The 26,360-nt window shown below is 65.1% G+C and carries 29 protein-coding genes, 1 tRNA gene and 2 pseudogenes; 21 read left to right on the top strand and 11 right to left on the bottom strand.

All coding sequences use genetic code 11. From position 1 onward, the window contains the following. Positions 1-12: 12 nt before the first annotated feature. From ACP7AR_RS05295 to ACP7AR_RS05285, 3 genes and pseudogenes are all read left to right on the top strand, one after another. Positions 13-1,398, top strand: coding sequence for an FAD-dependent oxidoreductase (locus ACP7AR_RS05295; protein WP_426183482.1), 1,386 nt, complete (start codon positions 13-15; stop codon positions 1,396-1,398). A 69-nt stretch (positions 1,399-1,467) separates the two neighbouring features. Next, a complete protein-coding gene (locus ACP7AR_RS05290) occupies positions 1,468-1,860 on the top strand; it encodes a hypothetical protein (RefSeq protein WP_426183480.1) in 393 nt (130 codons plus the stop codon). Positions 1,861-2,068: 208 nt separating this feature from the next. Then, a pseudogene (locus tag ACP7AR_RS05285) lies at positions 2,069-2,260 on the top strand (DsbA family protein); the annotation flags it as partial. A 90-nt stretch (positions 2,261-2,350) separates the two neighbouring features. Here the strand turns inward: ACP7AR_RS05285 and ACP7AR_RS05280 are convergent. From ACP7AR_RS05280 to ACP7AR_RS05260, 5 genes are all read right to left on the bottom strand, one after another. Further along, positions 2,351-2,662: a DF family (seleno)protein gene (locus ACP7AR_RS05280; RefSeq protein ID WP_426183478.1), complete on the bottom strand. Its 312-nt coding sequence runs from the start codon at positions 2,660-2,662 to the stop codon at positions 2,351-2,353. Between the two features lie 54 nt (positions 2,663-2,716). After that, complete coding sequence (locus ACP7AR_RS05275) at positions 2,717-3,058, bottom strand: metal-sensitive transcriptional regulator (RefSeq protein WP_426183476.1); 342 nt, start codon at positions 3,056-3,058, stop codon at positions 2,717-2,719. Beyond that, the gene (locus ACP7AR_RS05270; protein WP_426183474.1) at positions 3,055-5,235 is read right to left on the bottom strand and encodes a heavy metal translocating P-type ATPase; all 2,181 of its coding nucleotides are present in this window, start codon (positions 5,233-5,235) and stop codon (positions 3,055-3,057) included. The genes ACP7AR_RS05275 and ACP7AR_RS05270 overlap by 4 nt, the downstream gene beginning before the upstream one ends. Positions 5,236-5,308: 73 nt before the next feature. Beyond that, positions 5,309-5,569: a YHS domain-containing protein gene (locus tag ACP7AR_RS05265; protein WP_426183472.1), complete on the bottom strand. Its 261-nt coding sequence runs from the start codon at positions 5,567-5,569 to the stop codon at positions 5,309-5,311. Positions 5,570-5,826: 257 nt separating this feature from the next. Further along, positions 5,827-6,648, bottom strand: coding sequence for a phosphatase PAP2 family protein (locus ACP7AR_RS05260; protein WP_426187647.1), 822 nt, complete (start codon positions 6,646-6,648; stop codon positions 5,827-5,829). A gap of 158 nt (positions 6,649-6,806) precedes the next feature. Here ACP7AR_RS05260 and ACP7AR_RS05255 point away from each other — a divergent pair, with 158 nt between their 5' ends. The 3 genes and pseudogenes from ACP7AR_RS05255 to ACP7AR_RS05245 all read left to right on the top strand — a co-directional run. After that, positions 6,807-7,139, top strand: coding sequence for a PadR family transcriptional regulator (locus ACP7AR_RS05255; RefSeq protein WP_426183470.1), 333 nt, complete (start codon positions 6,807-6,809; stop codon positions 7,137-7,139). After that, entirely contained in the window at positions 7,136-8,356 is a 1,221-nt protein-coding gene (chrA, locus tag ACP7AR_RS05250) for a chromate efflux transporter (protein WP_426183468.1), read from the top strand. The genes ACP7AR_RS05255 and chrA overlap by 4 nt, the downstream gene beginning before the upstream one ends. 278 nt (positions 8,357-8,634) lie before the next feature. Then, positions 8,635-8,758 (top strand): annotated as a pseudogene (locus tag ACP7AR_RS05245) (metal-sensitive transcriptional regulator); the annotation flags it as partial. A 157-nt stretch (positions 8,759-8,915) separates the two neighbouring features. Here ACP7AR_RS05245 and ACP7AR_RS05240 read toward each other — a convergent pair. Continuing rightward, positions 8,916-9,107, bottom strand: a complete 192-nt coding sequence (locus tag ACP7AR_RS05240) for a hypothetical protein (RefSeq protein WP_426183466.1) — start codon at positions 9,105-9,107, stop codon at positions 8,916-8,918. 370 nt (positions 9,108-9,477) lie between these two features. On the opposite strand from ACP7AR_RS05240, the gene ACP7AR_RS05235 reads away from it, so the two are divergent. From ACP7AR_RS05235 to ACP7AR_RS05180, 12 genes are all read left to right on the top strand, one after another. After that, positions 9,478-10,155, top strand: coding sequence for a metalloregulator ArsR/SmtB family transcription factor (locus ACP7AR_RS05235; protein ID WP_426183464.1), 678 nt, complete (start codon positions 9,478-9,480; stop codon positions 10,153-10,155). Beyond that, positions 10,139-11,428, top strand: a complete 1,290-nt coding sequence (locus ACP7AR_RS05230) for an MFS transporter (protein WP_426183462.1) — start codon at positions 10,139-10,141, stop codon at positions 11,426-11,428. Before ACP7AR_RS05235 ends, ACP7AR_RS05230 begins: the two co-directional genes overlap by 17 nt. Before the next feature lie 58 nt (positions 11,429-11,486). Further along, positions 11,487-12,665, top strand: a complete 1,179-nt coding sequence (locus ACP7AR_RS05225) for a trans-sulfuration enzyme family protein (RefSeq protein WP_426183460.1) — start codon at positions 11,487-11,489, stop codon at positions 12,663-12,665. Further along, the gene (locus ACP7AR_RS05220) at positions 12,662-13,189 is read left to right on the top strand and encodes a prolyl-tRNA synthetase associated domain-containing protein (RefSeq protein ID WP_426183458.1); all 528 of its coding nucleotides are present in this window, start codon (positions 12,662-12,664) and stop codon (positions 13,187-13,189) included. The genes ACP7AR_RS05225 and ACP7AR_RS05220 overlap by 4 nt, the downstream gene beginning before the upstream one ends. After that, positions 13,186-13,629, top strand: a complete 444-nt coding sequence (locus ACP7AR_RS05215; protein ID WP_426183456.1) for an OsmC family protein — start codon at positions 13,186-13,188, stop codon at positions 13,627-13,629. Before ACP7AR_RS05220 ends, ACP7AR_RS05215 begins: the two co-directional genes overlap by 4 nt. Before the next feature lie 268 nt (positions 13,630-13,897). Beyond that, positions 13,898-14,338, top strand: coding sequence for a DUF6153 family protein (locus ACP7AR_RS05210; RefSeq protein ID WP_426183454.1), 441 nt, complete (start codon positions 13,898-13,900; stop codon positions 14,336-14,338). Positions 14,339-14,435: 97 nt separating this feature from the next. Continuing rightward, positions 14,436-15,035 carry a DUF305 domain-containing protein gene (locus ACP7AR_RS05205; protein ID WP_426183452.1) on the top strand — a complete coding sequence of 200 codons (600 nt, stop codon included), beginning with the start codon at positions 14,436-14,438 and terminating at the stop codon, positions 15,033-15,035. Positions 15,036-15,188: 153 nt separating this feature from the next. After that, positions 15,189-16,028 carry a F510_1955 family glycosylhydrolase gene (locus tag ACP7AR_RS05200; protein ID WP_426183450.1) on the top strand — a complete coding sequence of 280 codons (840 nt, stop codon included), beginning with the start codon at positions 15,189-15,191 and terminating at the stop codon, positions 16,026-16,028. Positions 16,029-16,321: 293 nt separating this feature from the next. After that, on the top strand, positions 16,322-16,519 hold the full coding sequence (locus ACP7AR_RS05195; protein ID WP_426183448.1) for a hypothetical protein: 198 nt from the start codon (positions 16,322-16,324) through the stop codon (positions 16,517-16,519). A 28-nt stretch (positions 16,520-16,547) separates the two neighbouring features. Next, positions 16,548-16,913, top strand: coding sequence for an ArsR/SmtB family transcription factor (locus ACP7AR_RS05190; RefSeq protein WP_426183446.1), 366 nt, complete (start codon positions 16,548-16,550; stop codon positions 16,911-16,913). Further along, positions 16,910-17,953: a cation diffusion facilitator family transporter gene (locus ACP7AR_RS05185; RefSeq protein ID WP_426183444.1), complete on the top strand. Its 1,044-nt coding sequence runs from the start codon at positions 16,910-16,912 to the stop codon at positions 17,951-17,953. The genes ACP7AR_RS05190 and ACP7AR_RS05185 overlap by 4 nt, the downstream gene beginning before the upstream one ends. A 442-nt stretch (positions 17,954-18,395) precedes the next feature. Further along, on the top strand, positions 18,396-19,376 hold the full coding sequence (locus ACP7AR_RS05180) for a DNA topoisomerase IB (protein WP_426183442.1): 981 nt from the start codon (positions 18,396-18,398) through the stop codon (positions 19,374-19,376). A 15-nt stretch (positions 19,377-19,391) separates the two neighbouring features. On the opposite strand, the gene ACP7AR_RS05175 is transcribed toward ACP7AR_RS05180, so the two are convergent. Beyond that, complete coding sequence (locus ACP7AR_RS05175) at positions 19,392-20,054, bottom strand: M23 family metallopeptidase (protein WP_426187645.1); 663 nt, start codon at positions 20,052-20,054, stop codon at positions 19,392-19,394. A 110-nt stretch (positions 20,055-20,164) separates the two neighbouring features. Between ACP7AR_RS05175 and ACP7AR_RS05170 the strand changes: the two genes are divergently transcribed. Further along, complete coding sequence (locus ACP7AR_RS05170) at positions 20,165-20,332, top strand: hypothetical protein (protein ID WP_426183440.1); 168 nt, start codon at positions 20,165-20,167, stop codon at positions 20,330-20,332. A gap of 186 nt (positions 20,333-20,518) precedes the next feature. On the opposite strand, the gene ACP7AR_RS05165 is transcribed toward ACP7AR_RS05170, so the two are convergent. Continuing rightward, on the bottom strand, positions 20,519-20,722 hold the full coding sequence (locus ACP7AR_RS05165) for a cold-shock protein (protein ID WP_033104556.1): 204 nt from the start codon (positions 20,720-20,722) through the stop codon (positions 20,519-20,521). A gap of 294 nt (positions 20,723-21,016) precedes the next feature. Here ACP7AR_RS05165 and pepN point away from each other — a divergent pair, with 294 nt between their 5' ends. Further along, the gene (gene pepN / locus ACP7AR_RS05160) at positions 21,017-23,494 is read left to right on the top strand and encodes an aminopeptidase N (RefSeq protein ID WP_426183437.1); all 2,478 of its coding nucleotides are present in this window, start codon (positions 21,017-21,019) and stop codon (positions 23,492-23,494) included. Here the strand turns inward: pepN and ACP7AR_RS05155 are convergent. Together ACP7AR_RS05155 and ACP7AR_RS05150 are read right to left on the bottom strand one after the other, a co-directional pair. Further along, positions 23,472-24,380 (bottom strand): phosphotransferase, encoded by a 909-nt coding sequence (locus ACP7AR_RS05155; RefSeq protein ID WP_426183435.1) that lies wholly within the window; start codon positions 24,378-24,380, stop codon positions 23,472-23,474. The two genes, pepN and ACP7AR_RS05155, sit on opposite strands and share 23 nt — an antisense overlap. 3 nt (positions 24,381-24,383) lie before the next feature. Further along, positions 24,384-25,022 carry an MBL fold metallo-hydrolase gene (locus ACP7AR_RS05150; protein WP_426183433.1) on the bottom strand — a complete coding sequence of 213 codons (639 nt, stop codon included), beginning with the start codon at positions 25,020-25,022 and terminating at the stop codon, positions 24,384-24,386. 152 nt (positions 25,023-25,174) lie between these two features. Here ACP7AR_RS05150 and ACP7AR_RS05145 point away from each other — a divergent pair. Continuing rightward, positions 25,175-25,247 (top strand) — tRNA-Glu (locus tag ACP7AR_RS05145). Positions 25,248-25,314: 67 nt separating this feature from the next. Here ACP7AR_RS05145 and ACP7AR_RS05140 read toward each other — a convergent pair. Then, positions 25,315-26,334 carry an aldo/keto reductase gene (locus ACP7AR_RS05140; RefSeq protein ID WP_426183431.1) on the bottom strand — a complete coding sequence of 340 codons (1,020 nt, stop codon included), beginning with the start codon at positions 26,332-26,334 and terminating at the stop codon, positions 25,315-25,317. Positions 26,335-26,360: the final 26 nt, after the last annotated feature.

Raw genomic sequence — 26,360 nt, 5'->3', positions numbered from 1 at the left:
TGAAAGGTCCTCATGCGTCTTGTAGCGATCGGCGGAAGCGACGCCGGAATCTCCACTGCTCTCCGGGCTCGCGAACTCGACCCGTCCGTCGACGTCACCGTGGTTGTGGCGGACTCCTATCCGAACTTCTCCATCTGCGGCATCCCGTACTACTTTTCCCGCGAAGTTCAGCCCTGGCAGTCCCTCGCGCACCGCACTCACGCGGACCTCGAAGCCACTGGCATGAACCTGCGGCTGGACACGCTCGCCACTGGCATCGACGTCGACCGTCGCCGCCTCACCCTGCGCGACGCGAACGGCGCGGAATCCACGATCGCGTATGACGAACTCATGGTCGGCACGGGGGCATCCCCGTCGACTGCCGGTATCGCGGGCCTCGACCAGCTCGGCCCCGACGACGGCGTGCACCTGCTTCACTCGATGGGCGACACGTTCGCGCTCGAACGCTACCTCGATGGACACCAGCCCGAGACAGCAATCATCGTTGGCGCCGGCTACGTCGGCCTGGAAATGGCCGAAGCGCTCACCGTGCGGGGCCTTCAGATCACCCAGCTCCAGCGCGGCCCGGAAGTGCTCTCCACCCTCGACCCCGAACTCGGCTCGCTCGTTCACGACGAACTCACCCGACATGGCGTGGACGTTCTCACGGGCACCGTCGTGGACACCGTCGCACGCGACGCTGGCCGGATCACCGTCTCCGGAACCCGCGACGGCGAAGCCTTCTCACGCAGCGCGGACGTGGTACTCGTCGTCGTCGGAGTGCGCCCCAACACCAGCCTTCTCACGGCGGCCGGAGCGTCCACGGGCCCAGGTGGCGCTGTCGTCGTCGACGAGCAGATGCGGACCGGCCTTCCGCACGTGTGGGCGGCCGGCGACGGCGTGGTCACCCACCACCGTCTCCTGGGCGTCACCTACCTCCCACTCGGCACAACCGCCCACAAGCAGGGACGCGTGGCGGGGGAGAACGCAATCGGCGGCGATGCGATCTTTGCGGGGAGCCTCGGCACCCAGGTAGTGAAGGTGTTCGACGTCGTGGCAGCGCGCACGGGCCTCCGCGACCACGAAGCCACCGCGGCCAGTTTCGTACCGCACAGTCACACCGCAATCGCAGACGACCATAAGCGCTATTACCCGGGAGCCACACCCATCAGCATCCGCATCACCGGCGACACCCGCGACGGTCGCCTCCTGGGCTCGCAGATGGTCGGCACCCGCGGCGCGGAGATCTCCAAGCGCGTCGATACCTACGCCACCGCCCTTCACCACGGGATGACTGTCGCCGCGATGAGTGACCTCGATCTGTCCTACACGCCCCCGCTGGGCTCACCGTGGGATGCCGTGCAGGTCGCGACGCAGTCCTGGGAGCGCGAGACCCGCCCCGTCGGCTCAGCCGTGTAGGCCCGCCCGCCTTCACGGGTCTCCGCTATCTCGCCCGATCGTGTCGGACATGCGCGCTATCGTCTGCACATGAGCCATCAGCAGCTTCCCCGGTTTGTAACATCCGTGCTAATCGAGGAGCGCGACGGATCAGTCACTGTCACCTGGGGGCTGGGAGAAGTGATCCCCGGTGACGTCGAGTACTTCGGGTACGGGGTCGACTATCACGGCGTCGACGGCAACGGTGGCAAGCGATATGGCGTTCGGTTTCACGAGACGGCTTCAGCGCATGTTTTCGAATGGGCGAGCAGCACTCAAGCAAACTACGACGCGACGAACGTGAGGCCGCTCGAAAGCGGCCTCGTGGTCTTCTATCCAGACGCCAGCATTGGTCTCGATGACGTGGGAGCGCTTCACGCATTCAGTCACCTCAACGGGCAAGACGTACAGACAGACTTTCCGGTAACGCTGATCAGGTACTAGCCCCTACACAGGATAGGCATGAGATGAACATCGCCGACGAAACGCTGGAGGGCGACATCACCTTCACACTTGCGGGTCTGGTCACTACGTTCCGACGAATGCAACCCGGAAACGATCAGGAAAGTGTCACGACAAGGCGAGCCGGAGATCGCTGACAGGACTCGATTGAGCGACATTCAGTGTCACCTCACCACGTTTCCGACAGCTCGGGCTCGACATGGACGCCTACGATGCTGCGGTCGCGGACCCTGCCACTCAAGAACGGGTCGAAGAGGACCTCAACGACGGCCGCTTCCTCGAGATCACCGGCACCCCAACGTTCTTCATAGACGGCGAGAAGCTCGAACTCACCCAACTCGCCGACCTGACCGACGCCCTCGACGAAGCGACCGGCCGCTGACAGCACCCAAACGCGTCGAATCGTCGCTCTCGTCGATCCGCGGTATCGGGTGCCGACACCGTTCACCGGGTCGAGGACGCGAAAGTTGTTCTATTGCGCCTGGTGTTGTGTGATCGCGGCCGCGATCTGCTCGCTGCTGGGCAGACCGGCCAGGCCGGACTCGGTGCGGTAGATCCGGCAGGCAAGCTCTGTGGTGCGGTCAGCGCCGGGGAAGGCGTCGACGCCATCGAGCAGGATCGTTGGGGAGCCGGAGAAGGGCACCGCAGCGGCGTCCTCCGGAGTTTCAATGAGGTGAAACTCGACGTTTCCCGGGAACCCGGCGGATTCGAGGGCGTTTGTGAGGCGTGTGCCTGCCTCGACCCAGCTCGGGCAGTGACTGATGTGGAGAACTTGAACGTGCATGGTGAACATCCTGACGTGGGTGATAGCGGAGGGTGGGGTTTCAGGGCAGCAGAGTTAGCGGACGAGGCGGCCGATGGCTTGGGATGCCTCTCTAATCTTCTCCTCGGCAGTGTCCCCGCCGGCGCGGACGGCATCGGTGACGCAGTGGCGGAGGTGGTCTTCGAGGAGTCCGACGGCGACACCACGCAGGGCGCTGGTGAGTGCGGAGATCTGAGTGAGAATGTCGATGCAGTATTGCTCGTCTTCGACCATACGGTGCACCCCGCGCGCCTGGCCTTCGATGCGTTTGAGGCGGGCGAGGTAGCGGGATTTGTCGGTGATGTACCCGTGCTCACCGTGGTCACAGGCCGGTGCAGGGTCGATGACGTCGGTCCTCCTGTCCTCCAAATTCGTCATGGGCGCCGGTCCAGGATGGTCCGGGTCGTGTTCTCTGGCCTGAGGTCGAGGCGTCGGAGCGTCTGCGCGTTGAGGGCGACGACGATCGTGGACAGCGACATGAGGATGGCGCCGACCGACATCGGCAGCACGAACCCGATGGGGGCGAGGATGCCGGCAGCGAGGGGGACGGAGATCAGGTTGTAGCCCGCAGCCCACCACAGGTTCTGCTTCATCTTCCGATACGCCGCACGCGACAGCTCGATCACAGACAGCACAGAGCGCGGGTCGTCGCTGGCGAGGATGACACCGGCCGAGGCGATCGCCACGTCCGTGCCGGCACCGATCGCCAGCCCGACATCGGCCTGCGCGAGCGCCGGGGCGTCATTGACGCCGTCGCCGACCATCGCGACCTTCCTGCCCTCGCGCTGCAACTCTTGGACCTTCGCGGCCTTGTCCTCTGGTCGCACGCCGGCGAAGACCCGGTCGATGCCGAGATCGTGCGCGACGGCGTGTGCGACCGCTTCGGCATCGCCGGTGATCATGACCACCTGCACCCCGAGGACGTGCAGCGCGTCAACGGCTTCACGGGACTCTGAACGCACCTCATCGGCGAGCTTCAGCGCCCCAACGACCTGCCCGTCCTGAACGACGTGCAGGATGATCGCACCGTCCGTGCGCCAGGTGTCGGCGATGGGGAGTTCCTCCGCGCCTTCTTCCGTGAGCAGGTGCGGTCCGCCGACGCGGACGGTCGTGCCGTCGACGGTTGCCGTGACACCGACAGCGGGCGACGAGGTGAAGTCGCGACTTCCGGGCACCGTGAGCTTCTTCTCGGCGGCGGCACGGACGATGGCCTTCGCCAACGGATGCTCGCTGTCGGCCTCGGCCGCGGCAGCGAGGGCGAGTACCCGGTCCGCATCGTGGCCGCCGGTGACCGACACCTCGGAGACGACCGGTTCGCCCTTGGTGAGGGTGCCGGTCTTGTCGAACAACACCGTGTCGACGGTGCGCATGCTCTCCAACGCGAGGCGGTCCTTGACGAGCACACCGCCGCGCGCGGCCCGTTCGGTCGCAATGGATACGACCAGGGGGATGGCCAGGCCGAGCGCATGAGGGCAGGCGATCACCAGCACAGTGATGGTGCGGATGACCGCAGCGTCGGGGAACCCGACCAGCGTCCACACGAGCGCGGTGATCGCCGCAGCGCCGAGCGCGAACCAGAACAACCAGCCGGCGGCGGTGTCGGCGAGGCGCTGGGCGCGTGAGGACGAGCTCTGCGCCTCCGTCACTAGGCGCTGGATGCCCGCGAGGGTGGTGTCATCGCCGATCGCGGTGATCTCCACCCGCAACCCGGAATCGGTCGCGACCGTGCCTGCGGTGACCGGGTCGCCCGTGCCGCGGGTGACCGTGCGTGATTCGCCGGTCACCATCGACTCATCCATCGACGCGCGACCATCGACGATGCGCCCATCCGCGGGAACACTGCCCCCGGGCCGGACCACGACGACATCACCGACGACGAGGTCGGAGGGCGAGACGATCACGACCTGCCCGTTCTCCACACGCTCTGCCTCATCCGGGAGGAGCGCGGCGAGGGAGTCGAGGGCGGAGGTGGTCTGCGCAAGCGATCGCATCTCGATCCAGTGGCCCAGCAGCATGATGACGATCAGCAGCGCCAGCTCCCACCAGAAGTCCAACTCGTGATGCAGGATGCCCAGGCTCGCCCCCCAGGATGCGAGGAAGGCGACCGTGATCGCGAGGCCGATCAGGAGCATCATCCCGGGCCTACGGGAGCGGATCTCGCTCACCGCACCCACGAGGAACGGCTTCCCACCCCAGACGTACATCACCGTTCCCAGCGCCGGCGACACCCAGACAAGCCCGGGAACATCCGGAAGGGCGTAGCCGAGGATCATCGAGAACATGCCCGACAGGGCCACGGTCGGGACGGCCAGGATGAGCATGATCCAGAACAACCGCCGGAACTGCCCCACGTGATCACCATGACCGCCGTGTCCGCCCTGCGCATGCGCCGGGTGAGGCGTTGTGTCGTTGTGCTGGTGGTGGGGTGTCGAGGCATCTGTGGCGGTTCCGGCGGCGGCCGGATGCGCCAGCTCGTGATGGGCCTCGTGTTCCGAGGGGTGAGTCTCGTGGCGTTGGTCGGTGTGTTCAATGCCGTCCTGGTGCGGGTTACTCATGGGATCGATCCTCCTCGGAATCGGAACGCTATGCGAGGTGCCGTGGTGGCGGGCACCCACGGGTGGAACGTGCTCAGGCGGTGGCGACGTACTTGGCGGGATCCGCGTCGAATCGGGGGCCGCATCCCGCGCAGCAGAAGTAGTAGCGGGCGCCCTCGTAGTCACGGAACAGGCCGGCGGCTTCCGCGTCGGCCTTGACAACGGTGCTGCCGACCATCACGGGGCATTCGGCGAGCTGATCCACAGACGGAGCGAGTAGATCCCTGCGCCCATCCGCGGTGACCGCACCGTAGCTATGGGTGCTGCAGCAGGATCCAGTAGGGGAATCGGACATAGTGTGCTCCTCTTTCAGGCTTCGCGGTTCGACTCTCTGATGCGCACAACGATATACCCCCATGGGGTATTCCTGCAGAATCGGCGGAACAGGATAAACGCCGTCCGATCTCACGAAACCTGTCGGAATCTCCGGAGTTGGCGGAACGTCTCACGACGGTGTCGGATTCCCACGAACGTGGCGGAGGCGTTGGCGCCGGCTCCGCCAAAAACGATCGTTATCGGCACGCCGGATGTACTTATTCCTTCGTGACTCGCTCAGTACCCGAATGGCGTCGACGACTTTGCGGGCTGCATGGCGTTGATGGGTTCCCTGGCGCGAGCGGTCAAGTACAGGCGGTGTGCTGTTATGACGAGGGTGAGCCAGGCGGCTCCGAGGAAGCAGGCGGCGAGGACATCGGTGAACCAGTGGTGCCCGAGATACACCCGAGTCGCTCCGATCGCCACGGCAAAAATCGCAGCGATCGTGATCGTGATGATCCTCGTGATCATGCGCTGCTGACGGAGGATGAGCAGGTAGGCGATGATGCCGGCGATCACGACGGCGTTGAGAGCGTGTCCGCTAGGGAACGAGGGCGAGTGCTCGTAGGGCGGAACGGCATCGGTGATGTCGGGGCGTGCTCGGCCGATGAGGTTTTTTCCCGCGATGGTCATCAGGAGAGAGCCGACCCCGGCTGCCGAGATGAGGATGATGGGGGTCCATGACCGTCGTCGGATGGCGAGCACGATCATCGCGAGCACGGCGATGATCGGCATCCCGATCACACCTGCGACGTCAGTGAGATAGGTGGCCGCGGTGTCGAGCCACGGCGTGCGAATGCTGATGGCTGCGGCGAGAAGTGGTTCGTCGAGCCCTGCGACACCGTCGGACTCGGATACCGCATCGTAGATCTCGGCAGCGATCGCGGTAAGTCCGACCGCTGCGGCCATGCCGATGATCAGGGTGGTGATCAACGTGGCGTAGGGACCCAGCCGGTCTGTCACGCGAGTAAGGTACCGCCCCATCGGGGAGCGCCACCTCGTCAGATCTCTTTCCTCGACGAATCGGTCCTCGCGGACTTCGCTGCCGCCTTCTCTCATGGAGTCAGGATTTCCGGGACGTTCTTCCATCGTGTTCCCCTTCGCACATCGACCTCGCCGACGGCAGTAGCGCCCTCATCACGGCCGATCTGAAGCAGTTCGCCGAGTGTTCAGGTTCAGCATCGGTTCTCGCTATCGTAATCCGCTATAACGGAATCATGACAGTCGAAGTGTCAGCGGACGAGCTGAATGAGTATCGCGATCTTCTCGCAGGATTGGTCAGCATGCACGTGCTGCACCATGCAGCCGAAGAGGAGATCTACGGGGCATGGATGATCGATGAGCTCGCAGGACACGGTTACCGCCTCTCTGCCGGCACGCTCTATCCGATGCTCCACAAGATGGTTCGCAACGGATACCTCACCGTCCGCACCGAGCGCGATGGGCGTACCGCGCGGAAGTTGTACGCGGCCACAGACAAAGGCCGTCGCGGGCTCGCCGTGGCCCGCGATCGCATGCGGATCTTCACGGGGAAAGGCCCAGAGGCGTGACTCTTGAGATCGATACTCCGCAGCCGTCACGGCAGGGCTCGAGATGGGAGGTGCTGCGGGTCTTCTCAAAGCTGGGCGTCACCTCGTTCGGGGGTCCAATCGCACATCTGGGCTACTTCCGGGACGAGCTCGTCCAACGTCGCAAATGGCTCGATGACGACGAGTACGGCGATCTCGTCGCTCTCAGTCAGTTCCTCCCCGGCCCCGCGTCCAGCCAGGTCGGCTTCGGTCTCGGCTTGTTCCGAGCGGGCCCGCTTGGCGCGATCGCTGCGTTCATCGCCTTCACCCTCCCTTCGGCCGCGCTCATGGTCGCGTTCGCGTACGGAGCCCCGCTGTTTCAGGGAACCGTGGGGAGCGGCATCCTCACGGGCCTGAAGATCGTTGCGGTCGCCATCGTTGCGCAGGCCGTCTGGGGTATGGCTCGCTCGCTCACCCCTGATCCCACCCGTGCAACGATCGCGGTCGTCGCCGCAGCCAGCACACTTCTCCTCACCGGGTCGGTGGGTCAGATCGGCGCGATTGTGATCGGAGCGATCGCCGGGTTGTTTCTCTGCCGAGGCTCGACCGCCCCGGTCTCCGCGATGGTTCGATTCCCGGTCGCCCGTGTCGCGGGGATCATCTCTCTGCTTCTCTTCGCTGTGTTGCTTCTAGGTCTCCCGGTGCTGGCCGCAACCACCAAGTGGGAGCCGCTCGCGCTTTTCGACACCTTCTACCGGGCCGGGGCGTTCGTGTTCGGCGGCGGCCACGTCGTCCTCCCGTTGCTGCAAGGAGGACTGGTCGACACTGGTTGGGTCACGTCCGACCAATTCCTCGCCGGATACGGCGCCGCTCAAGCAGTACCCGGACCGCTCTTCACCTTCGCCGCCTACCTCGGCACCCTCTCGACCGTGGGACCGGGCGGCATCACAGGAGCGGTGATCGCCCTTGGCGCCGTGTTCCTTCCGGGGTTCCTGCTCCTGACCGGTGTGCTCCCGTTCTGGAACGACTTCCGGTCTCGCCCTTGGGCGCAGGCTCTCATGCGCGGCGCGAACGCCGCCGTCGTCGGCATCCTGGCTGCCGCCCTGTACGACCCCGTCTTCACGACCGCCATCACCGGAGCGGGACCATTCGTACTCGCACTGATCTGCTTCGTACTACTCATCGCTTGGAGAATGCCCGCCTGGGCCGTGGTGCTAGTCGGAGCAGGCGGCGGCATCATGCTCTCGCTCGCCAGCTGACCGAAAGTGCCGATGATCATCGCGACGTCGTAGTTGGCTACCCTGTAGGTCCACCGGGCACCGTCGGTCCATCGGGCATCACTCATCAGGTGCGTCGGTGCGAGGGGCGGCCCCGCGGCCATGAGCACGTAGCCGAGGCAAACCAGCGGTCGGTGCGTTCGGTCGGAGCAATCCTCGTGTTGTCGTCCACGATCGTTCTCGCCTTGAACGCGCGCTGCTACGACGCCCCGATCTCCGTCCGGACACCATGACCCGCGCCATCCTGAAACGATGACCGCCGCATGGTCGAAAACGCGAAGTACTGCATCGATATCCTCACTCAGATCTCCGCGCTGACCATCGCATTGCAAACTGTGGCCGTCGGACTTCTCGAAGACCACCTGCGCCACTGCGTGGCAGATGTAACTCGCGTCGGCGGTGACATCGCCGAAGAGAAAGTGCGTATCTCAGGCGATCGCCCGCCTCGTGCACTGAACCGCTTCAGATCTGGCAATGCGCAGACCGCACGACACCTCGATTCCTTTCACTGTTCTGATTGGTCTGGTGATTCGCAACCGGCTCAAGATCTTTCGCGCTTGTACTCAAAGACACCGTCCCGGCTCTGGACTTCAAGTAGGTCATAGAGCACGCCATCGTGATCGATGCTGGGCTTGGGTTGCCCATCGGGCTGGAGCGGGCAGAGGACGGATTCGCCATCATCAGCCGCCGCCTCATCGTCGTGCAGAACCGCGATATACGTTTCGATCGACATGCCGGCCACGTTACCTGCGGCAACGCGCATTTGCCTCGCGCTCAGAACATCGGGCTGACGTACTTGAGAGAGGGCCCAGATTGATTTCCCGGCGACGTGCGGTCGAGCTTGCATGTGTCTCAGCCAACCTCTTCGTCCAGCTCCCCATGATTCTGAAGAGTCGGGTGAAAGGGTGTGGATGCCGACGAGCGCGGGGAGCCTGGCTCGCCGCTGGTGAACCGACAGATTTGGGATCAACAGGATCCACATCAACTCGAGCTGCCGATGACAGTGAATGCGTTCTAGCCGGCTGCCTGAAACGATCGATTTCGGCAGGGCCTTTGCCTGATCAGCTTCTCGACAGGATCAGGTGCGGTGTACGGTGTATTCCATGGAAGCGTGGAATAGCGAACTGGTGGACAAGCTTTCTGTTTATGACTCCCTCGCCGTCGTGCTGAAAGCGGTGGCGAATGGTCGAAGGCTGGAACTGATTGAGGTGCTCGCCCAAGGTGAGCATTCGGTTGAGACGTTGTCTCGGATGACGGGCATGGGTGTGACCACGGTGTCTGCCGGTCTTCAGACGTTGAAGCAGGCCGGTCTCGTGCGGACTCGTAAGGAGCGCACCACGGTTCACTACCGTCTTGCCGGTAATGACGTTGTGGATCTGTATCTCGCGGCGAAGAAGGTCGGGCTTTTGCGTTCGCCCGAGCTGCGGGACATGTTGTTGATATACCTGGGTCAGGCGTCCGCTTCCAGTGCCTTTGTACCTCTCATCCATCCGTCTGCTGTCACGTCGACAATGACCGTGGTTGACGTTCGCCCTGCGGTCGAGTTCGACGCTGGCCATTTCCCCGGCTCAATCTCGATTCCCCTCGACGAGCTCGAGGACCGCCGCTCGGAGATTTCTGTCGATGCTGAGGTCGTTGTGTACTGCCGTGGCGAGTTCTGCCGGATGGCCCGTGAGGCTGCAGCGTGGATGCGGGAGCAGGGCATCGATGCGAAGGCGATGGATGAGGGCGTCATCGAGTGGCGCGCGTCTGAGGGGGCGCGCCTTGACCAAACAGCCTGATGTCATCGCACTCGCTCGCGTCATCGACGAAGACGAGGGCGCCTGCAAGCGGCTACAGCGCCGTACGCTGACTGTCGTCGTCGTCAGCCAGATCCTCGGCGGTGCGGGTCTTGCGGCCGGTGTGACCGTCGGGGCGCTGCTCGCGCAGGAGATGTTGGGCTCGGACAGTCTGGCGGGCGCTCCGACTGCACTGTTTACATTGGGTTCGGCTCTCGCGGCGTTCCTCATCGGACGATTCACGCAGCGCTGGGGCCGTCGTATCGGCCTGGGGCTGGGGTTCGCCGCGGGTGGGATTGGTGCCGGAGGCGTCGTGCTCGCCGCAGTCACCGGTAGCATCCCGCTGCTGTTCGTCGCCCTGTTCATTTACGGTGCCGGAACCGCGACAAACCTTCAGGCTCGATACGCCGGCACCGACCTCGCGCTCCCGACTCAGCGCGGTACCGCGGTGAGCGTGGCGATGGTGTCTACCACCCTCGGGGCGGTGGCAGGCCCGAACCTGGTGGAGCCGCTTGGCGTGCTCGCGGTGAATTGGGGAATCCCGTCGCTGGCGGGTCCGTTCCTGCTTGCAGGTCTCGCCTACATCGCTGCCGGCGTCGTGCTGCTGGTGCTCCTTCGTCCGGACCCGTTCCTCGTCGCTCGTCAGATCGGTATTGCGAACACCGTCCCGCCGAAGGAGGGTGAGCTACAGGTCGTACCGCGACCGACAACCGGCGCCTACGTTGGAGCGACGGTCATGGTCCTCACGCAGATCGCGATGGTCGCGATCATGACGATGACCCCGGTGCACATGCGCGCCCACCAACACGGCCTCGGTGAAGTCGGTCTCGTGATCGGCATCCACATTGCCGCGATGTATCTGCCGTCGCTCGTCACCGGCATCCTGGTCGACAAGCTGGGGCGCGTGCCGATGGCGATCGCGTCCGGCGTTACTCTGCTGCTCGCCGGTGTCGTTGCAGCCTTCGCTCCGGCGGATTCGCTGGGGATGCTTATCCTCGCGCTGACGCTGTTGGGTTTGGGGTGGAACTTCGGCCTCATCGCCGGCACTGCCCTGGTCGTGGATTCGACGGTGCCCGCGAACCGTGCACGGACGCAGGGAACGATCGATGTCCTGATCGCTCTGGCCGGTGCCGGTGGCGGTGCGATGTCTGGTGTGGTGATGGCTTCGACGAGCTACAGCATCCTCTCCGTCTCCGGTGGCGTGCTCGCCCTATTGCTGATCCCGGTACTGATCTGGGCGCGCAGCCGCCGCGCACTCCCCGCCGACGCCCCCTGACCCCCATGACAAGGAACGACAGCATGTCTCGCACCACCTCTCAGAAAGGCTCAAACTCATGACCGAAACCCCCGGACAGTCCACCCGCGCAATCCACGGCACCACGTTGAAGGACGCGCACGGTGCCCCGCACCTGCCCATCTACAACACCACGACGTTCGCGTTCAAGAACACCGCGGCTCTGCTCGATGTGGTCGACGGCCGGAAGCCCGGCGCGCTCTACACCCGTTACGGCTTGAACCCGACGACGTTCGCGCTGGAAGAGACGATGGCGTCGATCGAAGGCGCAGAAGCCGCCCTCGCTTTCTGCTCCGGCATGGCTGCGGAGATGGCGCTGTTCGCCCAGTACGGCCGCGACGGCGTCGTGTGCCTGGGCGATGCATACGGCGGCACCCTCGAACTACTCGCAGACCAACTTCCGCTCCTGGGCATCGACACGACCTTCCTTCTCGGCAGCGAACTCGAACAGCTCGACGCCGTCCTCGCGGCAGGTGCACGTCTCGTTTTCTTCGAGACGCCGACCAACCCCGCCCTGGAGATCTTCGACGTTGCCGCGATCAGCGCGATCGCGCACCGTCACGGTGCCCTGGTCGCGATCGATAACACCTTCGCATCCCCGGTGAACCAGCGCCCGCTGGAGCTTGGCGCGGACTTCACCGTCTACTCAGCCACCAAGTACCTCGGCGGCCACTCCGACGTCACCGCTGGCTTCCTGCTCGGCAACGCGGAACTGGTAACCCCGGTATGGGGATGGCGGAAGAACCTCGGCACCACCATTGCCCCCGAGCCCGCCGCGCTGCTCGCACGGAGCCTTCGCACCCTCACCATCCGCGTGAACGCGCAGAACGCCGCGGCGCAGGCGATCGCCGAAGCCATGGAAGCCGACCCGCGCGTGAAGCGCGTGCTCTACCCGGGTCTAGCATCCTTCCCCGGTCACAAGCTCGCGGCCGCTCAGATGCACGGCTTCGGTGGCATCCTCACAATTGACGTTGACGCGGACTCGGAGGCCACCAGCCGGGTCGCCGACCGGCTGTCGTTGTTCTCCCTCGCCCCGAGCCTGGGCGGTGCGGAATCCCTTGCCACACAGCCGGTAACCACCACACATCACGGCCTCAGCCCCGCAGAGCGGGAGCGCCGAGGTATCACCGACTCGATGATCCGGCTCTCTGTCGGCCTCGAGGACACTGCCGACCTGATCGCGGACCTCACCCAGGCACTGGATGAGGTGACCCGATGAACACCACCGAGACCACAGAACGAGAAGCACTGCTGACCTACCTGGGTGAAATCGGCGTGGACGCGCCGATCGTGGCCTACCCGGCCCACACGAACGTGGAGGAAGGCAAACGCCTCCGCGGTGATCTGCCCGGCACGTTCACGAAGAACCTGCTGCTGAAAGACAAGAAAGGCAACCTGTTCTTCGTCACCGCTCACGAAGATACCGACATCGATCTGAAGACACTGCACACCCGCATCGACGCCCGCGGCCGGCTCGGATTCGCCTCCGCCGACACGATGACCGAGCGCCTCCACGTCACACCCGGAACCGCGACCCCGCTGGCCCTGTTCAACGACACCCAACAGGCCATAACTCTCATCGTCGATGAACGACTACAAGACCACGAGCAGGTGAACTTCCACCCCATGACCCACACCGAAAGCATCGGCCTCACCTGGACCGATTTCACCACATTCGCCGCAGCATCCGGGCACACCCCCGTCCTCTCGGCGATGAACGACACCGAACCGGAGCAATCATGACCGAACCCACCCCCGTGCACCTCGAGCGCCTGGGCCCCAAGACGTACATCGGCCGCAACGCGCGCGGAGCAGAGGTCCCCATTGGGAGTTTGGGCGCCGACGGCGCATTCAGTCCCGGAGAGCTGCTGCAACTCGCCCTCGCTGCCTGTGGGCTGCTTTCCTCTGACCACACCCTCGCGAGCAGTCTGGGAGACGACTTCGCCGCAGTTGTCGATGCCACCGGAACCAAGCCCGAGTCCGGCGACCGATACGACACCATCGCCGCGACCATCCGCACCAACATGGGCGCCCTCGACGCCGACAAGATCGCCGCGCTCACCGACCGAGCCGAACGCGCAATCGACAAACTTTGCACCATCGGCCACACTCTCGACCACGGCGCAGCGCACCCGGTCACAATCGCCGACGACTCCGACCTGCCCACTACCATCGGCCGATGACGGAGATGGCAAAGCCCGCCGCGGCTTCCTGCTACAGCGAGCGCAAATGGCTGGCGCTGCCGCTACCGCGCTGACTCGTCACCGGGTACCCCTCATCGACGCCGAGCAGTCCAGAGCTCGCCGGATAAGCGCCGTCGAATGCGCCAAGGGCGGGGCGGATTCTCGCGTCACGTCAGCGGCCTGATCACGCGCCTCCTCGCGCGGCTGTCCACCACAGGGTGCGCACAAAGTGGATGGTGTTAGCGTGAGATAGATGGGAGGGTCGAGCATGCCGATTGCGTTGCGCGTCACGCGTCAGCACCAGTCGCTGCGCGCCCTCCTTCTGATAGTGGGCGCCGCGCTCATGATCATCGTGGGGCTGCTCGGCATGCACACCTTCAGCGCCGATCCGGCCGGCCACGACACCCACCATTCCGCACTTGCATCAACGGCCACCGACCACTCCGCCTCGATCGCAGCCACCTCGGAAACCGCCAGTACTGTCCCGTGTGATGAGGCCTGCCTGATGGGAACCGGGCAAAGCCATTCCGACATGGCCACCGCGTGCATCCTCGCGTTGCTCGCCGGTCTTCTCCTGCTGATTCGCCCGATGCTCCTGGAACATCTCGGCCCACCCCTGCAGGCACTGGCATCTTCTTTGCGCTTGCGAGCTGTGAGCATCCTGCCGCGCACACCCTCACTCATATTCCTTTCGATTAGTCGGACCTGATCGGTCTTCGTCGGCGTCCTGCCGGCATCGTGGCGTCGCCTCTGCGCGGCGCTGCGTCCACGACCCCTCACATCTGACTCAATCGAAGGAATTACTCATGAAGAAGCTTCCCCTTGCCCTCGGCACTGGCGTGCTCAGCCTGGCTCTCGTCTTGACGGGCTGCGCTGACGCATCCGCACCGACCAGCGAGAACACCACATCATCCGATACCTCAGCGACGGCGAATGATGCCGATGAGATGTTCGTGACGATGATGATCCCGCACCACCAGCAGGCCATCGAGATGGCCGACATCGTGCTGTCCAAGGACGGACTCGACCCGGCCGTCGCTGAGCTCGCCCAGCAGATCAAGGACGCCCAAGGCCCGGAGATGGAGCGGATGCTCGGCTGGCTGGAGGACTGGGGCGTCGACTACGACCCCGACAGCTCGGGCGGCATGGACCACGGTTCGATGGACGACTCCGGCGACGGGATGATGTCCGAAGAGGACATGACAGCCCTGGAGGAGGCAGATGCGACGCAAGCCAGCCGCCTCTTCCTCGAGCAGATGATCATGCATCACGACGGTGCCGTGGAGATGGCGCGCACCGCGCTCGAAGACGGTCAGAACCCGGATGTCCTTGACCTCGCCCAGCAGGTGATCGACGATCAGACCGCCGAAATCACCACCATGCAGGACCTGCTCGACGAGCTGTGACATCCCGGGCGGGCCAGGCACTTCTGTGCCGGCCCGCCCGACCCATCGGGATCTCACACAACAGATCCCGCCTGCTGAGCCCTTCCCTCCGCCGTCGACGGGCCGCAATCTGCCACTCGCGGGCCGTCGACGCACCCCTCTCTTGGAGTCCCCATGAATCGCCTCCTGCCGCTGACCGTCCTGGCCGCACTCGCTCTGGTTGTGACTGGATGCACCAGCACCCAAACCACAGAACCGGACATCGCCGCACCCCGCATCGAGCACGTGCACGGCATCGCCGAGGATCCCCGCGGAAGCGACCTGCTTGTCGCCACCCACAACGGCATCTTCACCGTCACACCGACCGGGGACGTCTCCGGTCCCATCGGCGACAACACCTTCGATGCGATGGGATTCACCATCAGCGGCGACACCCTGTTCGCCTCCGGGCACCCCGGCCCCGATACCGCCGCCGAGCTGGGGGCTCCCAACCTCGGCATCATCCAAAGCGACGACTACGGCCTGACATGGTCGGCCGTTGCGCTGAACGGCAGCACCGATTTCCACGTCCTCACCGCAGGGCCGGACGGTACCCTCTACGGCATCGCCTCTAGCGACGTCGACCTCCTCATCAGCACCGACGGCGGCCACAACTGGACGACAGGAGCGTCGATCGCAGCGGCGGATCTTGTCGCCACCGACAACGGCCTCTATGCGGCGGCCGAAGAAGGACTCCTGCGCAGCGACGACCAGGGGGTGACGTTCACCCCGGTCGATGGTGCGCCGCTGCTGTATGCGCTCGACGCACGCCCAGACGGCACCCTCGCCGGGGTCGGCACGGATGGCGCCTTCTGGCAACAGGGCGCCGACCAGACCTGGCAACGCCTCGAAACCGTCGATGGCGCTGTCCAGGCCTTCGCTGCCATCGGCGATGGACGAGTCGTCCTCGTCGATGACCGCGGCATCGTCGAGATCACCCCCGACGACACCACCGTCCTCAGCCCCGCCCGTTAACGACACGGCACCCTTCGGATCAGAGACCCCATGAAACGACCAAAGAACCTCCTCGGCACCCCGGTGATCTTCATCACTGCTGCGACGATCGCCGTCGTACTTGTGGCAGTTGCGAGCTACCTCGCCATCACGGCGGCGTTCCAATGACTCGTCATCCTCGAGACGCGGGACACCCGGACTCGCTGCGACATCTCCAACATCTCCGACATCTCCGACATCTCACTGATGTCTCATCGCCCACACCTGCATCGACCTCCGGAGCATCTCGTCAGGAGCGCACTCACCGCCGGCGCGTGCGTCTGGGGCGCGTGTTGCTGGTGCTCGGACCGGTCCTCGTCGTGAGCCACGTGCTCGGCGACACGGTTCCCGTCCTTGCGGTGGATCCGGTGTGGACCTACACCGTGGCGAGCTACGACATTGCCGTCATCATCACCATCATCGGCGTCGCCCTCGCCTGGCGGGCCCCACCCGACGAAGCTGGCCGCGCATAGCGGCAGCTTGTTATGCAATAATCTGCGTATGGATGCAGATAAGCAGGTGTGTGGGCGGGAGCCGGACACCCAGTTCGTCGAATTGGCTGTCGAGGTCTTCGCGATGCTCGCCGATGCGACCCGGGTACGGATCATCCTCGCGCTCCGCGAGAACGAGCTGTCGGTGAACCACCTGGCCGACATCGTCGACAAATCCCCGGCCGCCGTCTCTCAGCACTTGGCGAAACTGCGCCTGGCGCGGATCGTCGCGACAAGGCAGGACGGACAGCGGGTGTTTTACCGACTGGAGAACGAACATGCGAGCCAGCTCGTCTCCGACGCCATCTTCCAGGCCGAACACACACTCGGCGGCACGCCCCGCCACCACCACCCCGCCGGCGAGGCCAGCCGATGAATCCCCACGTCGATCACGCCACCCCGCACGACCACGACCACAACCACGATCACGACCACGGGGCGAGTGGCCACTCGCACCCCACCGGGGTCAAGGGGTTCTTCTACGGATTGTTCGTGCCACACAGCCACGATGCTTCCGACTCCATCGACGACGCTCTCGAGGCGAGTAAGGAAGGAGTCCGAGCGCTGAAAATCAGCCTCGTTATCCTCCTCGCGACCACGGTCCTCCAACTCGTGGTGGTCCTGATCAGCGGCTCTGTCGCGCTACTGGCGGACACAATCCACAACTTCTCCGACGCCCTCACAGCAGTCCCGCTCTGGATCGCGTTCATCCTCGGGCGCCGCGCCGCGACCCGCCGGTACACCTACGGCTACGGCCGCGCCGAAGATCTCGCTGGCCTATTCATCGTCGCCGTGATTGCCTTGTCCGCGATTCTGGCGGCGTGGCAGTCCATCGAGCGCCTCTTCAACCCGCAACCCCTGCAGAATCTGTGGTGGGTGCTCGCAGCCGGAGTCATCGGATTTCTCGGGAACGAGGCCGTCGCGATCTACCGCATCCGCGTCGGGCAAAAGATCGGATCGGCTGCCCTTGTCGCGGATGGCGTACACGCCCGCACCGACGGGTTCACCTCTCTTGCAGTGGTGCTCGGCGCGATCGGCGTCATGCTCGGATTTCCGCTCGCCGACCCCATCGTCGGCCTCATCATCTCCGCAGCCATCATCGTCCTACTGTGGGGCACCGTCCGAAACATCGGGCGGCGCCTCATGGACGGAATTGAACCGGAACTCATCGACCGCGCCGAAACCGCCCTCACCACCACACCAGGCGTGCTCGCGGTTCAGAAACTGCAGCTGCGCTGGGTCGGCCATCGGCTCCAAGGCGCAGCCGTCATGACGGTCGCAGACGATGCCTTGTCGAACGTGGAGAAGGTGGTGAACGACGCCGAACACCGACTCACGAATGCGCTCCCCAACCTCGATGACATGGTGCTCCACGCCGTAACCACAGACGCGCGTTCAGCTCCGCACTCGCATTGATCTGCGCCGGAATGGTCCACCGTGTGGACCACCAGCCATCACAACCCAAACCGCGTGCGGGCGAGTGAGCGTAGGAATTCGCCATCTTCCCGAGGAATAGGAACGCCATTGCCGACGCCAACTACCGCGGGGGAGTAGTTCAAGAATCGGGCCAGCTGGAACAGGTGACCACTTTGGTGACCAGATTGCCTTCAAAGGCAACCAGATTGGCTGTCATCAGCCGGTACTCCTCGGTATACTCAACCCCATGAGAACCGCAAAATCACGCGGAATCTCAACGAACTGCAGTGATACCAGCCGCGAGCCAGGAGCCCACCGTTGTTCTTGGTTCGAGTCCAGGTACCCCAGCCACAGAAAAACCCCCGCTCGTGCGGGGGTTTTCTTGGTTCATGACACCTGTGCGACCGTATCAGAGTACGCAGCGTTCGACGGCGAGGATCCCATGTCCAGACTGCCCATAACCCGCGAGCGGGATGGCGATGAGACTGTCTACCGCAACGCGGGACGGCGCATCAGGAGCGCGCGTGAGATCGCCAGGATAGAGGCGCTCGCGATCCCACCGGCGTGGACGGATGTCGAGATCGCGCGGTCATCGTCAGCCAAGGTGCTGGCTCGGGGACTCGATGATGCCGGTCGACTCCAGGCCATCTACAGCCCTGCGTTCCGGCGCCGTCAGGAGAAGAAGAAATTCGCTCGCATCCTGCGGTTCGCCGAACGCCTGCCGCATCTGCGCAAGCAGGTCGACCAGGACCTGCGCAGGCGCCGTCTCAGCGAGGACAAGGTCGTCGCGTGCATCGTCAAGCTCATCGACCAGGAGTTCTTCCGGGTCGGCAATACCGAGTACGCCCGCAAGCACAGCCACTACGGGGCCACGACACTGCGCCGGAAGCACACACAGGTCTCCTCGGGCAAGGTCACGTTCGATTTCGTCGGCAAGAGCGGGAAGCGTCATGTCCGCACGATCCGTGATCCGCAGATCGTGCGCATCATCGACCAGTTGAACGATATGCCGGGGCATGAGATCTTCCGCTTCTTCGATGATGACGGCGTCATCCGCGACGTGGACAGCAAGCGGGTGAACGCCTACGTGAAGAAGCACATGGGCAAAGAGTTCTCGGCGAAGGATTTCCGCACGTGGGGCGGCACGCTGCTCGCCACCTCTGCTCTGCTCGCGGCAGAGACCGATCACGGGGATGCCGACGGCGATGCTGCGGTCGTTCGCGAAGTCGTCGAGCAGGTAGCGGAGCGCCTCGGCAACACGCCGGCGGTGACCAGAGGCTCGTACATCGATCCGCGGGTGTTCGCAGCCTTCGAAGACGGTGTCACCATCCCGGAAGTCCGAAGGACGATGGGGCGCATGAGGCCGCGGAAATACCTGACAGTCGAGGAGCAATGCGTTCTCGAGGTGCTGCGCAAGCGTTGAGTCGCGGTGGCGGTGTCAGCTGACGTGCTCGTTGAGCCACGGTGTGGGGTTCACCGGCACGCTGTCCACGTGCACCTCGAAGTGCAGACAGGAGCCGAACACGTATCCCGTCGAGCCGACGTCGCCGATGTACTGGCCTGCTGTGACGCAGTCACCGACTTGCACCGCGCGTGTGCCGTAGCTCATGTGCGAGTACACCGTGCTGACGGCTTCACCGTCGATGACACTCTCGATCTGGATCGTCACGCCGTACCCCTGGTAACTCTCCGTCGAGCGCGAGACGCAGCCGTCCATCGCCGCGTTGATCGCCGCGCCGACCGGCGCGGCGAAGTCCTGTCCGAGATGTGACCGCCCAGGACGTGAGGCGCCGAAACCGTCGGTGAACGAGTAGCTGCCAGAAGCCATCGGCATCACGACCTGATCGGCGATGGGGATCTCGACGGCGCTGCCGAGGGGCATCCCGGCAGCCAGCGCAGCGGCGACGGCCCTGGAACGGGTCTCATCTATCTCTTCCGGCGTCGTTGCCGAGAAGTTGCCGCGAGGGGCGATCTCAGCACGGATCTCGTCCGTGGAGCTGTACGACTGCGCGTCCTCGATAGCCGCGGAGGTGCCGGCGGCAGCGGCCGAAACCGGTTCGACGTTCGGGGTGAGTGCGGGAAGAGCGACACCCGTGATCATCGCGCCCACGGACAGGACGGCTCCCAGTGCCTTGGTCTTCGCCCAGGGGCGGCGCGCGTGCGCGGCCGGACGCCGTTTCGTCGTCGTCGCGATCGGGGTCGCGCGACGTCGTGACTCCGCTGCTTCCGGCCGCGGCGCTGCTGCCGTCGCTCGAGGCGCTTCTGCCGGGGTCGCGGATCGTCGCAGGTCACGCCGCAACAGCGGTCGAGATGCGTCCGGGGTATCTGGAGTTGCCGAGGCGGAATCGGGTACGCGCTCGGACCGTGCTGAAGACGTGAGGGGATCCTTCCGATACAGAACGGCTCGTTCTGCTCCTTGCCGATCCCTTCGGGCGAGACCGTTACCGTTCTGTAATGTACGCGGCGAGTGGTCCGGCCGTCAAGTCGAGTGCCCGCCGTGATCCAGGTGGCAGCAAGAAGGCCCGACCCCCGCACTGCGGGAATCGGGCCTTCAGGTGTTCTAATTCAGAGCGCGGTGATGTTCGTCGCCTGGGGGCCCTTGGGACCCTGCTCCGTGTCGAACTCGACCTTCTGTGCTTCCTCGAGGTTGCGGTGTCCGCTGCCCTGGATCGCGCTGAAGTGCGCGAAGACATCGGCGGATCCGTCATCGGGAGCGATGAAGCCGTAGCCCTTGTCGGAGTTGAACCATTTGACAGTGCCAGTGGCCATGCTGTGTTTCCTTTGTGTTCGTGGGCCGAGCTTCGACCCGTAATGCCTCGACGATGTTCGGCTCGGCAGTTTGTGGGGCTCTCAGGGCGACGGCGAGGATTCGCTGCGTCTCCTGGCTGGGAGCGTGAGGTAGGTGAAGGACGATGATCGAGTGGCCACCATGCGAGTGAGGCAGTCGGGCCGATGAACAGCCGGAGATTCCGGAAGTCAACGTGAATGTGTCGCTCCAGCTTAGCCCATTATCGGCGCATCTTGTAGACGGGGGTGGACTCTTCCCATGAAACGATGGACGACATGAGCTCCGCGAACCTGACCAGGCAAGAGACCGCGTCGCGATCCGCGACCATCACGCTGCACGAGATCCGGGTCGAGCTCGACCTGCGGGACGCGCCGAATCCCGCGCAGCAGGGCTTCCGTACGACGACGACACTCGTGTTCGACGCGACATCGCCCGTCACGTGGGTCGACTTCATCGGCGAGTCGGTGGGACGGGTCACCGTGAACGGCGTCGACGCGCGTGTCGAGTACGACGGCGCTCGTGTCGCGGTCACCGGGCTCTCGGCATCCAACACGGTCGAGATCGAGGCGACCGGTGTTTACAGTCGATCCGGAGAAGGTCTGCACCGCTTCGTCGACCCCGTCGACGGCGAGACCTATCTCTACACCCAGTACGAGCCCGCGGACTCGCGTCGGGTGATGGCGTGCTTCGAGCAGCCGGACATGAAGGCCTCGTACACGTTCATCGTTCATGCGCCCGCCGGATGGCACGTGCTTTCGAACCAGAGCGCGGCGAGTGCACGAGAGGAGAGCGGGGTGCAGACCGTCGAGTTCGCACCGACTCTGCCGCTCTCGAGCTACATCACCGCTGTGGCCGCGGGTCCCTATCACCGCGTCGACAGCGAGTGGGTCCGCGGTGAGCAGGAAGTCGCGCTCGGGGTCCTGTGCCGTGCGTCGTTGGCAGCACACCTCGAGGCCGACGAGATCATCGAGGTCACCCGTCAGGGCCTTGACTTCTTCACGGACGCCTTCGCGTTCGCATATCCGTGGGGCAAGTACGACCAGATCTTCGTTCCGGAGTACAACCTCGGAGCGATGGAGAATCCGGGGCTGGTCACCTTCACCGAGGCGTACATCCCCCGAGGGGCCGCCACCGACGCTCAGCGAGGGGCGCGCGCGAACACGATCCTGCACGAGATGGCGCACATGTGGTTCGGTGACCTGGTGACGATGCGGTGGTGGGACGACCTGTGGCTCAAGGAATCGTTCGCCGACTACATGGGCTCTCACGCGTCTGCGGCTGCCACTCGATTCACCGATGCGTGGGAGCGTTTCGCCGCCAACCGCAAGGCGTGGGCCTATCAGCAGGATCAGCTCCCGACCACGCACCCGATCGTCGCAGACATTCCCGATCTCGAAGCGGCCAAGCTCAACTTCGACGGCATCACGTACGCGAAGGGTGCGTCCGTGCTCAAGCAGCTCGTCGCGTTCGTCGGCGAAGAGCCGTTCTTCGAAGGCGCGCGTCGGTACTTCGCCCGCCACGCCTACGGCAACACGACACTCGACGATCTGCTCGTGGAGCTCGAACACGTCTCCGGCCGAGACGTGCAGGCGTGGTCGAAGGCATGGCTGGAGACCAGCGGCGTCTCGACGTTGTGGATGGAGTCGGACGCCGCAGGCGAGCGGACGCTGGTGCAGAGCGATCCCCGGCCTCACCGACTGCGCATCGGGCTGTACGACCTTGCAGACGGCCGGCTCGTGCTGCGCGAGCAGCGGGAACTCGACATCGCGGCCGAGCGGACTCCGCTGTCGCTGCCGCATGCGGATCTCGTGCTCCTGAACGACTCGGACCTCAGCTATGTGAAGGCCCGGCTCGACGACGCCTCGCTGGACGCCGTCACCGCTGCCCTCTCCACCCTCGCCCCGCTGCCGCGGGCTCTGGTCTGGTCGTCGCTGTGGAATGCCACGCGAGACGGCGAGCTGTCTGCGGCGCGCTACCTGGAGATCGTCCGTCTGCACGCGCCCGCTGAGGAGAACATCGGGCTTCTGTCCGGGGTGCTCGCGAACGCCGCATACACGATCGGACACTTCGTTCCCGCCGCGCAGCGGGACACCGCGCGCGCCGCATGGCTCAGGTCCTCCGAAGCAGCTCTGGATGATGCTGCTCCCGGCAGCGACGCGCAGCTCGCGTGGGCGCGCGCGTTCGCCGCCGCATCCGCGCTGAGCAGCGTGAGCACCGCGCGCGTCCAGGCGATCCTCGACGGGCGCGGGCCGGAGGGGCTCCCCGTCGACCCGGAGCTGCGATGGTCATTGGTCAACGCCCTGGCGACGACAGGAGCAGCATCCGACGACGCCATCAGGAGCGAGCTCGCGCGCGACGACACCGCTGACGGACGCGTCGCGGCCTTGCGGGCGTACGCGTCGCGGCCCGTAGCAGAGGTTCGGGCAGCGGCGTGGGAGCGCGCGTGGGACGACGAAGCCCTCAGCAACGACCAGCTCGACGCGACGATCGCCGGCGTGCGCGCTGGTGCGCGTCGCGATCTGATCGCGCAGTTCGACGGCGCCTACTTCGAACGGATCGGCGACGCCTGGGCATCGCGCAGCATCGAACTCGCCAGGCGTCTCGTGCTCGGGCTGTTCCCGTTGTCTGACTCGACGGACCCTGTGGACACCTGGCTCGCGGCGAATCCCGCCGCACCTGCGGCGCTGCGCCGGCTGGTGATCGAGCAGCGCGACCACCTCGCCAGGGAGATCAGGGTGCGGGCCGCGCAGTAGCGGCTCCGGCGAGAAGCTCCATTGCGGTGCTCTGGCCCAGCGCCCGATAGCTATCTCGGTCATCGCTCTGGGCCAGCAGTATCGCGGCGACTGAGGCCGCCCATGCGCGTGCCCGGATCCAGGTCGCTTCGTCGTAGCGGTCGGCGGTGGCGCGTCGGAAGAGGGCTCGCCCTTCCGCATCGAACGCCATCCATGCGACCGCCAGATCGTAGGCGGGGTCGCCGGCGGTGACATCGCCGAAGTCGATGAGGGCTGACAGTCGGTCGCCTGCGATCACGATGTTGCCGGGGTGCAGGTCGCCGTGGATCCACACCCGTTCGGTGCTCGCGGATGCGGCGATGCCTGCCGCCCATGCGCTTTCGACGCTGGATCGGAGAGCATCCGGAACGTGGGGGAGCAGTGCGCGCAGCCTCTGGTCGCGCTGGACGAGGGGGATTCCTCTGACGGGGTTGCGCGGTGCATCCGGCGGTGCGGTCCGGTGCAGTGCGCCGAGGGCTGCCGCCAGCTCCGCTGCCCAGGCTGCGTTGTGCGCGCGGGGCAGCTCAAGGGCGTGCACGCCGGGGATCCATGGCACGACGGACCACGGCCACGGGAATTCGGATGTTGCTCTGCCGTCGACGACCGGGACAGGAGTGCGCACGCCGACGGCGTCGAGCATCCGACCGATGATGGGGAGTGCGATCTGCTCGTTCTCGATCAGCGGCGCGGCCAGTGCGCGACGTGGGATTCGCACCGCGAGGTCGTCGCCGAGTCGCCAGGTGGCGTTGTCCCATCCCTCGTTGACCAGCCGCAGTGGCCGATGCGCAAGATGCGGCGCGCCGTGTGCGAGCAGCAGTCGCACTTCTTCTTCGTCGAGGCTTCGCTCAGCTGCGGGCGACGTGGGCATCGATCACAGATCGAGCGAGTTACCGGGGTCGAGTTCGAAGAACTCGCCGCCGTGCTGCTCGGTCGCCCACTTCAGGCGTGCGCGGTGCATGTCGCGACCGATGACGGACAGCGTCATGTCGTGGACGCCGAAGGCACGGCGGGGTTTCACTGCGAGCACGAAGTCCATCGCCTCGCCGATCTTCAGCCAGGGGGCACCGAGGGGCGCGGCGAGCACGTCGATCTCGACTCCCTCGGGGACGGCGTACGAGTCGCCGGGGTAGTAGAGCTCGTCGTTGATCAGAACTCCGACATTCTGAACCCTCGGCAGTGAGGAGTGGATGATCTCGTGATCACCTCCGAAGAATCGCAGCGTGAAGCGTCCGGCGTTCACCGTCTCACCGGGCTCGACCACCGTGATCTGGTGATCCGCTGCGGCTGCGGCGACGCCTGCAGGTGCGAAAACCGGAGTCCCTGGTGCGGCGCGAAGGATGCGGTCGAGGTGCTCAGGCGTCCAATGGTCCGGGTGCTCGTGCGTGATCACGACGGCCACGAGGCCGGACAGATCGTCGAGCGGGCTCGTGAACGTGCCTGGATCGATGATCAGAGCATCGCCTCCGATGTCGACGCGGAGAGTGGCATGTTCGAACTTTGTGACGCGCATGAGGAGAGTCAACTCCTTCTTCGGCTGCGCGGCAAACGCGGCTTTCGTGATGACGCGCCCGAGATCTTCGCGTGCCCTGGCCGATTTTGCGGAGTGCGAAATCCCATGGCATACTTGAACGGTTGTCGCGGGACGGAAACGCTCCGCAAGACGGCCCCATCGTATAGCGGCCTAGTACGCTGCCCTCTCACGGCGGTAACGCGGGTTCGAATCCCGCTGGGGTCACACGACACCAGAAAGCCCCCGGATTTCCGGGGGCTTTCTGCATTTCCCGATGGTCAGGGCGGGTCCTCTACGCCGCTGACCGGTCCTGCACGAGCCTGCGGCGCAGCGCCGCCGACTCGATGGGCGGCGTGTTGTACTCCTGATCCATCCGTCCGACGCCCGTGCCTGGCGGGACGATCTCGTCTATCCGGTCGAGCAGTTCGTCCGAGAGACTCACATCGGCCGCGGCGAGAAGATCATCGAGTTGTTCCATCGTCCGCGGGCCGATGAGCGCCGCCGTCACACCCGGGTGCGCGATCACGAAGGCGAGCGCCATGTGCGTGAGTGGCAGCCCTGCCTCGGCGGCGAGCGGGATGAGCGTCTCGACGGCGTCGATACGACGTTCGTCGCGAAGTGCGGCGAACAGCCGCGTCCGGCGCAGATCGGTGTCCTGCCCGCGCCGCACACGGCCCGTGAGCAATCCGCTGGCCAACGGACTCCAGATCACTGTGCCCATGCCGTAGCGCTGTGCGACCGGCAGCACCTCCCGCTCGATCGAGCGATCCAGCAGTGAGTAGTGCGGCTGCTCGGTCCGGAAGCGCTCCAGTCCTCTCCGTTCGGCGACCCACTGGGCTTCGACCATGTCGGAGGCAGGCATGTCGGACGACCCGATCGCGCGGACCTTGCCGCTGCGCACCAGATCCGTGAGTGCAGACAGGGTCTCCTCGATGTCCGTGTCCGGATCGGGGCGATGCATCTGGTAGAGGTCGAGATGGTCCGTGTTCAGTCGACGCAGGGAGTTCTCGACCGCCGTGATGATCCATCGGCGTGATCCGCCCTGACGGTTCGGCTCATCGCCGATCGGGCGCGCGAACTTCGACGCGAGCACGACGTCGTCTCGGCGCCCCCTCAGAGCCTTGCCGAGCATCTCCTCGGATTCTCCATACGCGTCTGCGGTGTCGATGAAGTTGATACCGGCGTCGAGAGCGCGGGCGACCATCTGGTCGACCTCGTTCTGATCACCGTTTCCGAACGAACTGAACATCATCGCCCCGAGGGCGAACGGCGAGACGCGGATGCCGGTTCGGCCGAGTGTTCGGTAGTGCATGATTCTCCCTCGATCAGCGGTGGGTC

The organism is Microbacterium sp. TWP3-1-2b2 (assembly GCF_049896145.1).
Taxonomy (GTDB): Bacteria; Actinomycetota; Actinomycetes; order Actinomycetales; family Microbacteriaceae; genus Microbacterium.
This window is presented reverse-complemented; position numbering and strand designations above follow the sequence as displayed.

Coding starts and splice junctions, on each gene's coding strand:
- ACP7AR_RS05140 (WP_426183431.1), bottom strand. CDS start 26,334: ATGCACTACCGAACACTCGGCCGAACCGGCATCCGCGTCTCGCCGTTC.
- ACP7AR_RS05255 (WP_426183470.1), top strand. CDS start 6,807: ATGACAGTCGAAGTGTCAGCGGACGAGCTGAATGAGTATCGCGATCTT.
- ACP7AR_RS05270 (WP_426183474.1), bottom strand. CDS start 5,235: ATGAGTAACCCGCACCAGGACGGCATTGAACACACCGACCAACGCCAC.
- ACP7AR_RS05240 (WP_426183466.1), bottom strand. CDS start 9,107: ATGTCGATCGAAACGTATATCGCGGTTCTGCACGACGATGAGGCGGCG.
- ACP7AR_RS05235 (WP_426183464.1), top strand. CDS start 9,478: ATGGAAGCGTGGAATAGCGAACTGGTGGACAAGCTTTCTGTTTATGAC.
- ACP7AR_RS05150 (WP_426183433.1), bottom strand. CDS start 25,022: ATGCGCGTCACAAAGTTCGAACATGCCACTCTCCGCGTCGACATCGGA.
- ACP7AR_RS05215 (WP_426183456.1), top strand. CDS start 13,186: ATGACCGAACCCACCCCCGTGCACCTCGAGCGCCTGGGCCCCAAGACG.
- ACP7AR_RS05205 (WP_426183452.1), top strand. CDS start 14,436: ATGAAGAAGCTTCCCCTTGCCCTCGGCACTGGCGTGCTCAGCCTGGCT.
- ACP7AR_RS05220 (WP_426183458.1), top strand. CDS start 12,662: ATGAACACCACCGAGACCACAGAACGAGAAGCACTGCTGACCTACCTG.
- ACP7AR_RS05165 (WP_033104556.1), bottom strand. CDS start 20,722: ATGGCCACTGGCACTGTCAAATGGTTCAACTCCGACAAGGGCTACGGC.
- ACP7AR_RS05280 (WP_426183478.1), bottom strand. CDS start 2,662: ATGCACGTTCAAGTTCTCCACATCAGTCACTGCCCGAGCTGGGTCGAG.
- ACP7AR_RS05175 (WP_426187645.1), bottom strand. CDS start 20,054: ATGATCACGGGTGTCGCTCTTCCCGCACTCACCCCGAACGTCGAACCG.
- pepN (WP_426183437.1), top strand. CDS start 21,017: ATGAGCTCCGCGAACCTGACCAGGCAAGAGACCGCGTCGCGATCCGCG.
- ACP7AR_RS05155 (WP_426183435.1), bottom strand. CDS start 24,380: ATGCCCACGTCGCCCGCAGCTGAGCGAAGCCTCGACGAAGAAGAAGTG.
- ACP7AR_RS05275 (WP_426183476.1), bottom strand. CDS start 3,058: ATGACGAATTTGGAGGACAGGAGGACCGACGTCATCGACCCTGCACCG.
- ACP7AR_RS05210 (WP_426183454.1), top strand. CDS start 13,898: ATGCCGATTGCGTTGCGCGTCACGCGTCAGCACCAGTCGCTGCGCGCC.
- ACP7AR_RS05190 (WP_426183446.1), top strand. CDS start 16,548: ATGGATGCAGATAAGCAGGTGTGTGGGCGGGAGCCGGACACCCAGTTC.
- ACP7AR_RS05225 (WP_426183460.1), top strand. CDS start 11,487: ATGACCGAAACCCCCGGACAGTCCACCCGCGCAATCCACGGCACCACG.
- ACP7AR_RS05265 (WP_426183472.1), bottom strand. CDS start 5,569: ATGTCCGATTCCCCTACTGGATCCTGCTGCAGCACCCATAGCTACGGT.
- ACP7AR_RS05200 (WP_426183450.1), top strand. CDS start 15,189: ATGAATCGCCTCCTGCCGCTGACCGTCCTGGCCGCACTCGCTCTGGTT.
- ACP7AR_RS05185 (WP_426183444.1), top strand. CDS start 16,910: ATGAATCCCCACGTCGATCACGCCACCCCGCACGACCACGACCACAAC.
- ACP7AR_RS05260 (WP_426187647.1), bottom strand. CDS start 6,648: ATGAGAGAAGGCGGCAGCGAAGTCCGCGAGGACCGATTCGTCGAGGAA.
- ACP7AR_RS05180 (WP_426183442.1), top strand. CDS start 18,396: ATGTCCAGACTGCCCATAACCCGCGAGCGGGATGGCGATGAGACTGTC.
- ACP7AR_RS05295 (WP_426183482.1), top strand. CDS start 13: ATGCGTCTTGTAGCGATCGGCGGAAGCGACGCCGGAATCTCCACTGCT.
- ACP7AR_RS05290 (WP_426183480.1), top strand. CDS start 1,468: ATGAGCCATCAGCAGCTTCCCCGGTTTGTAACATCCGTGCTAATCGAG.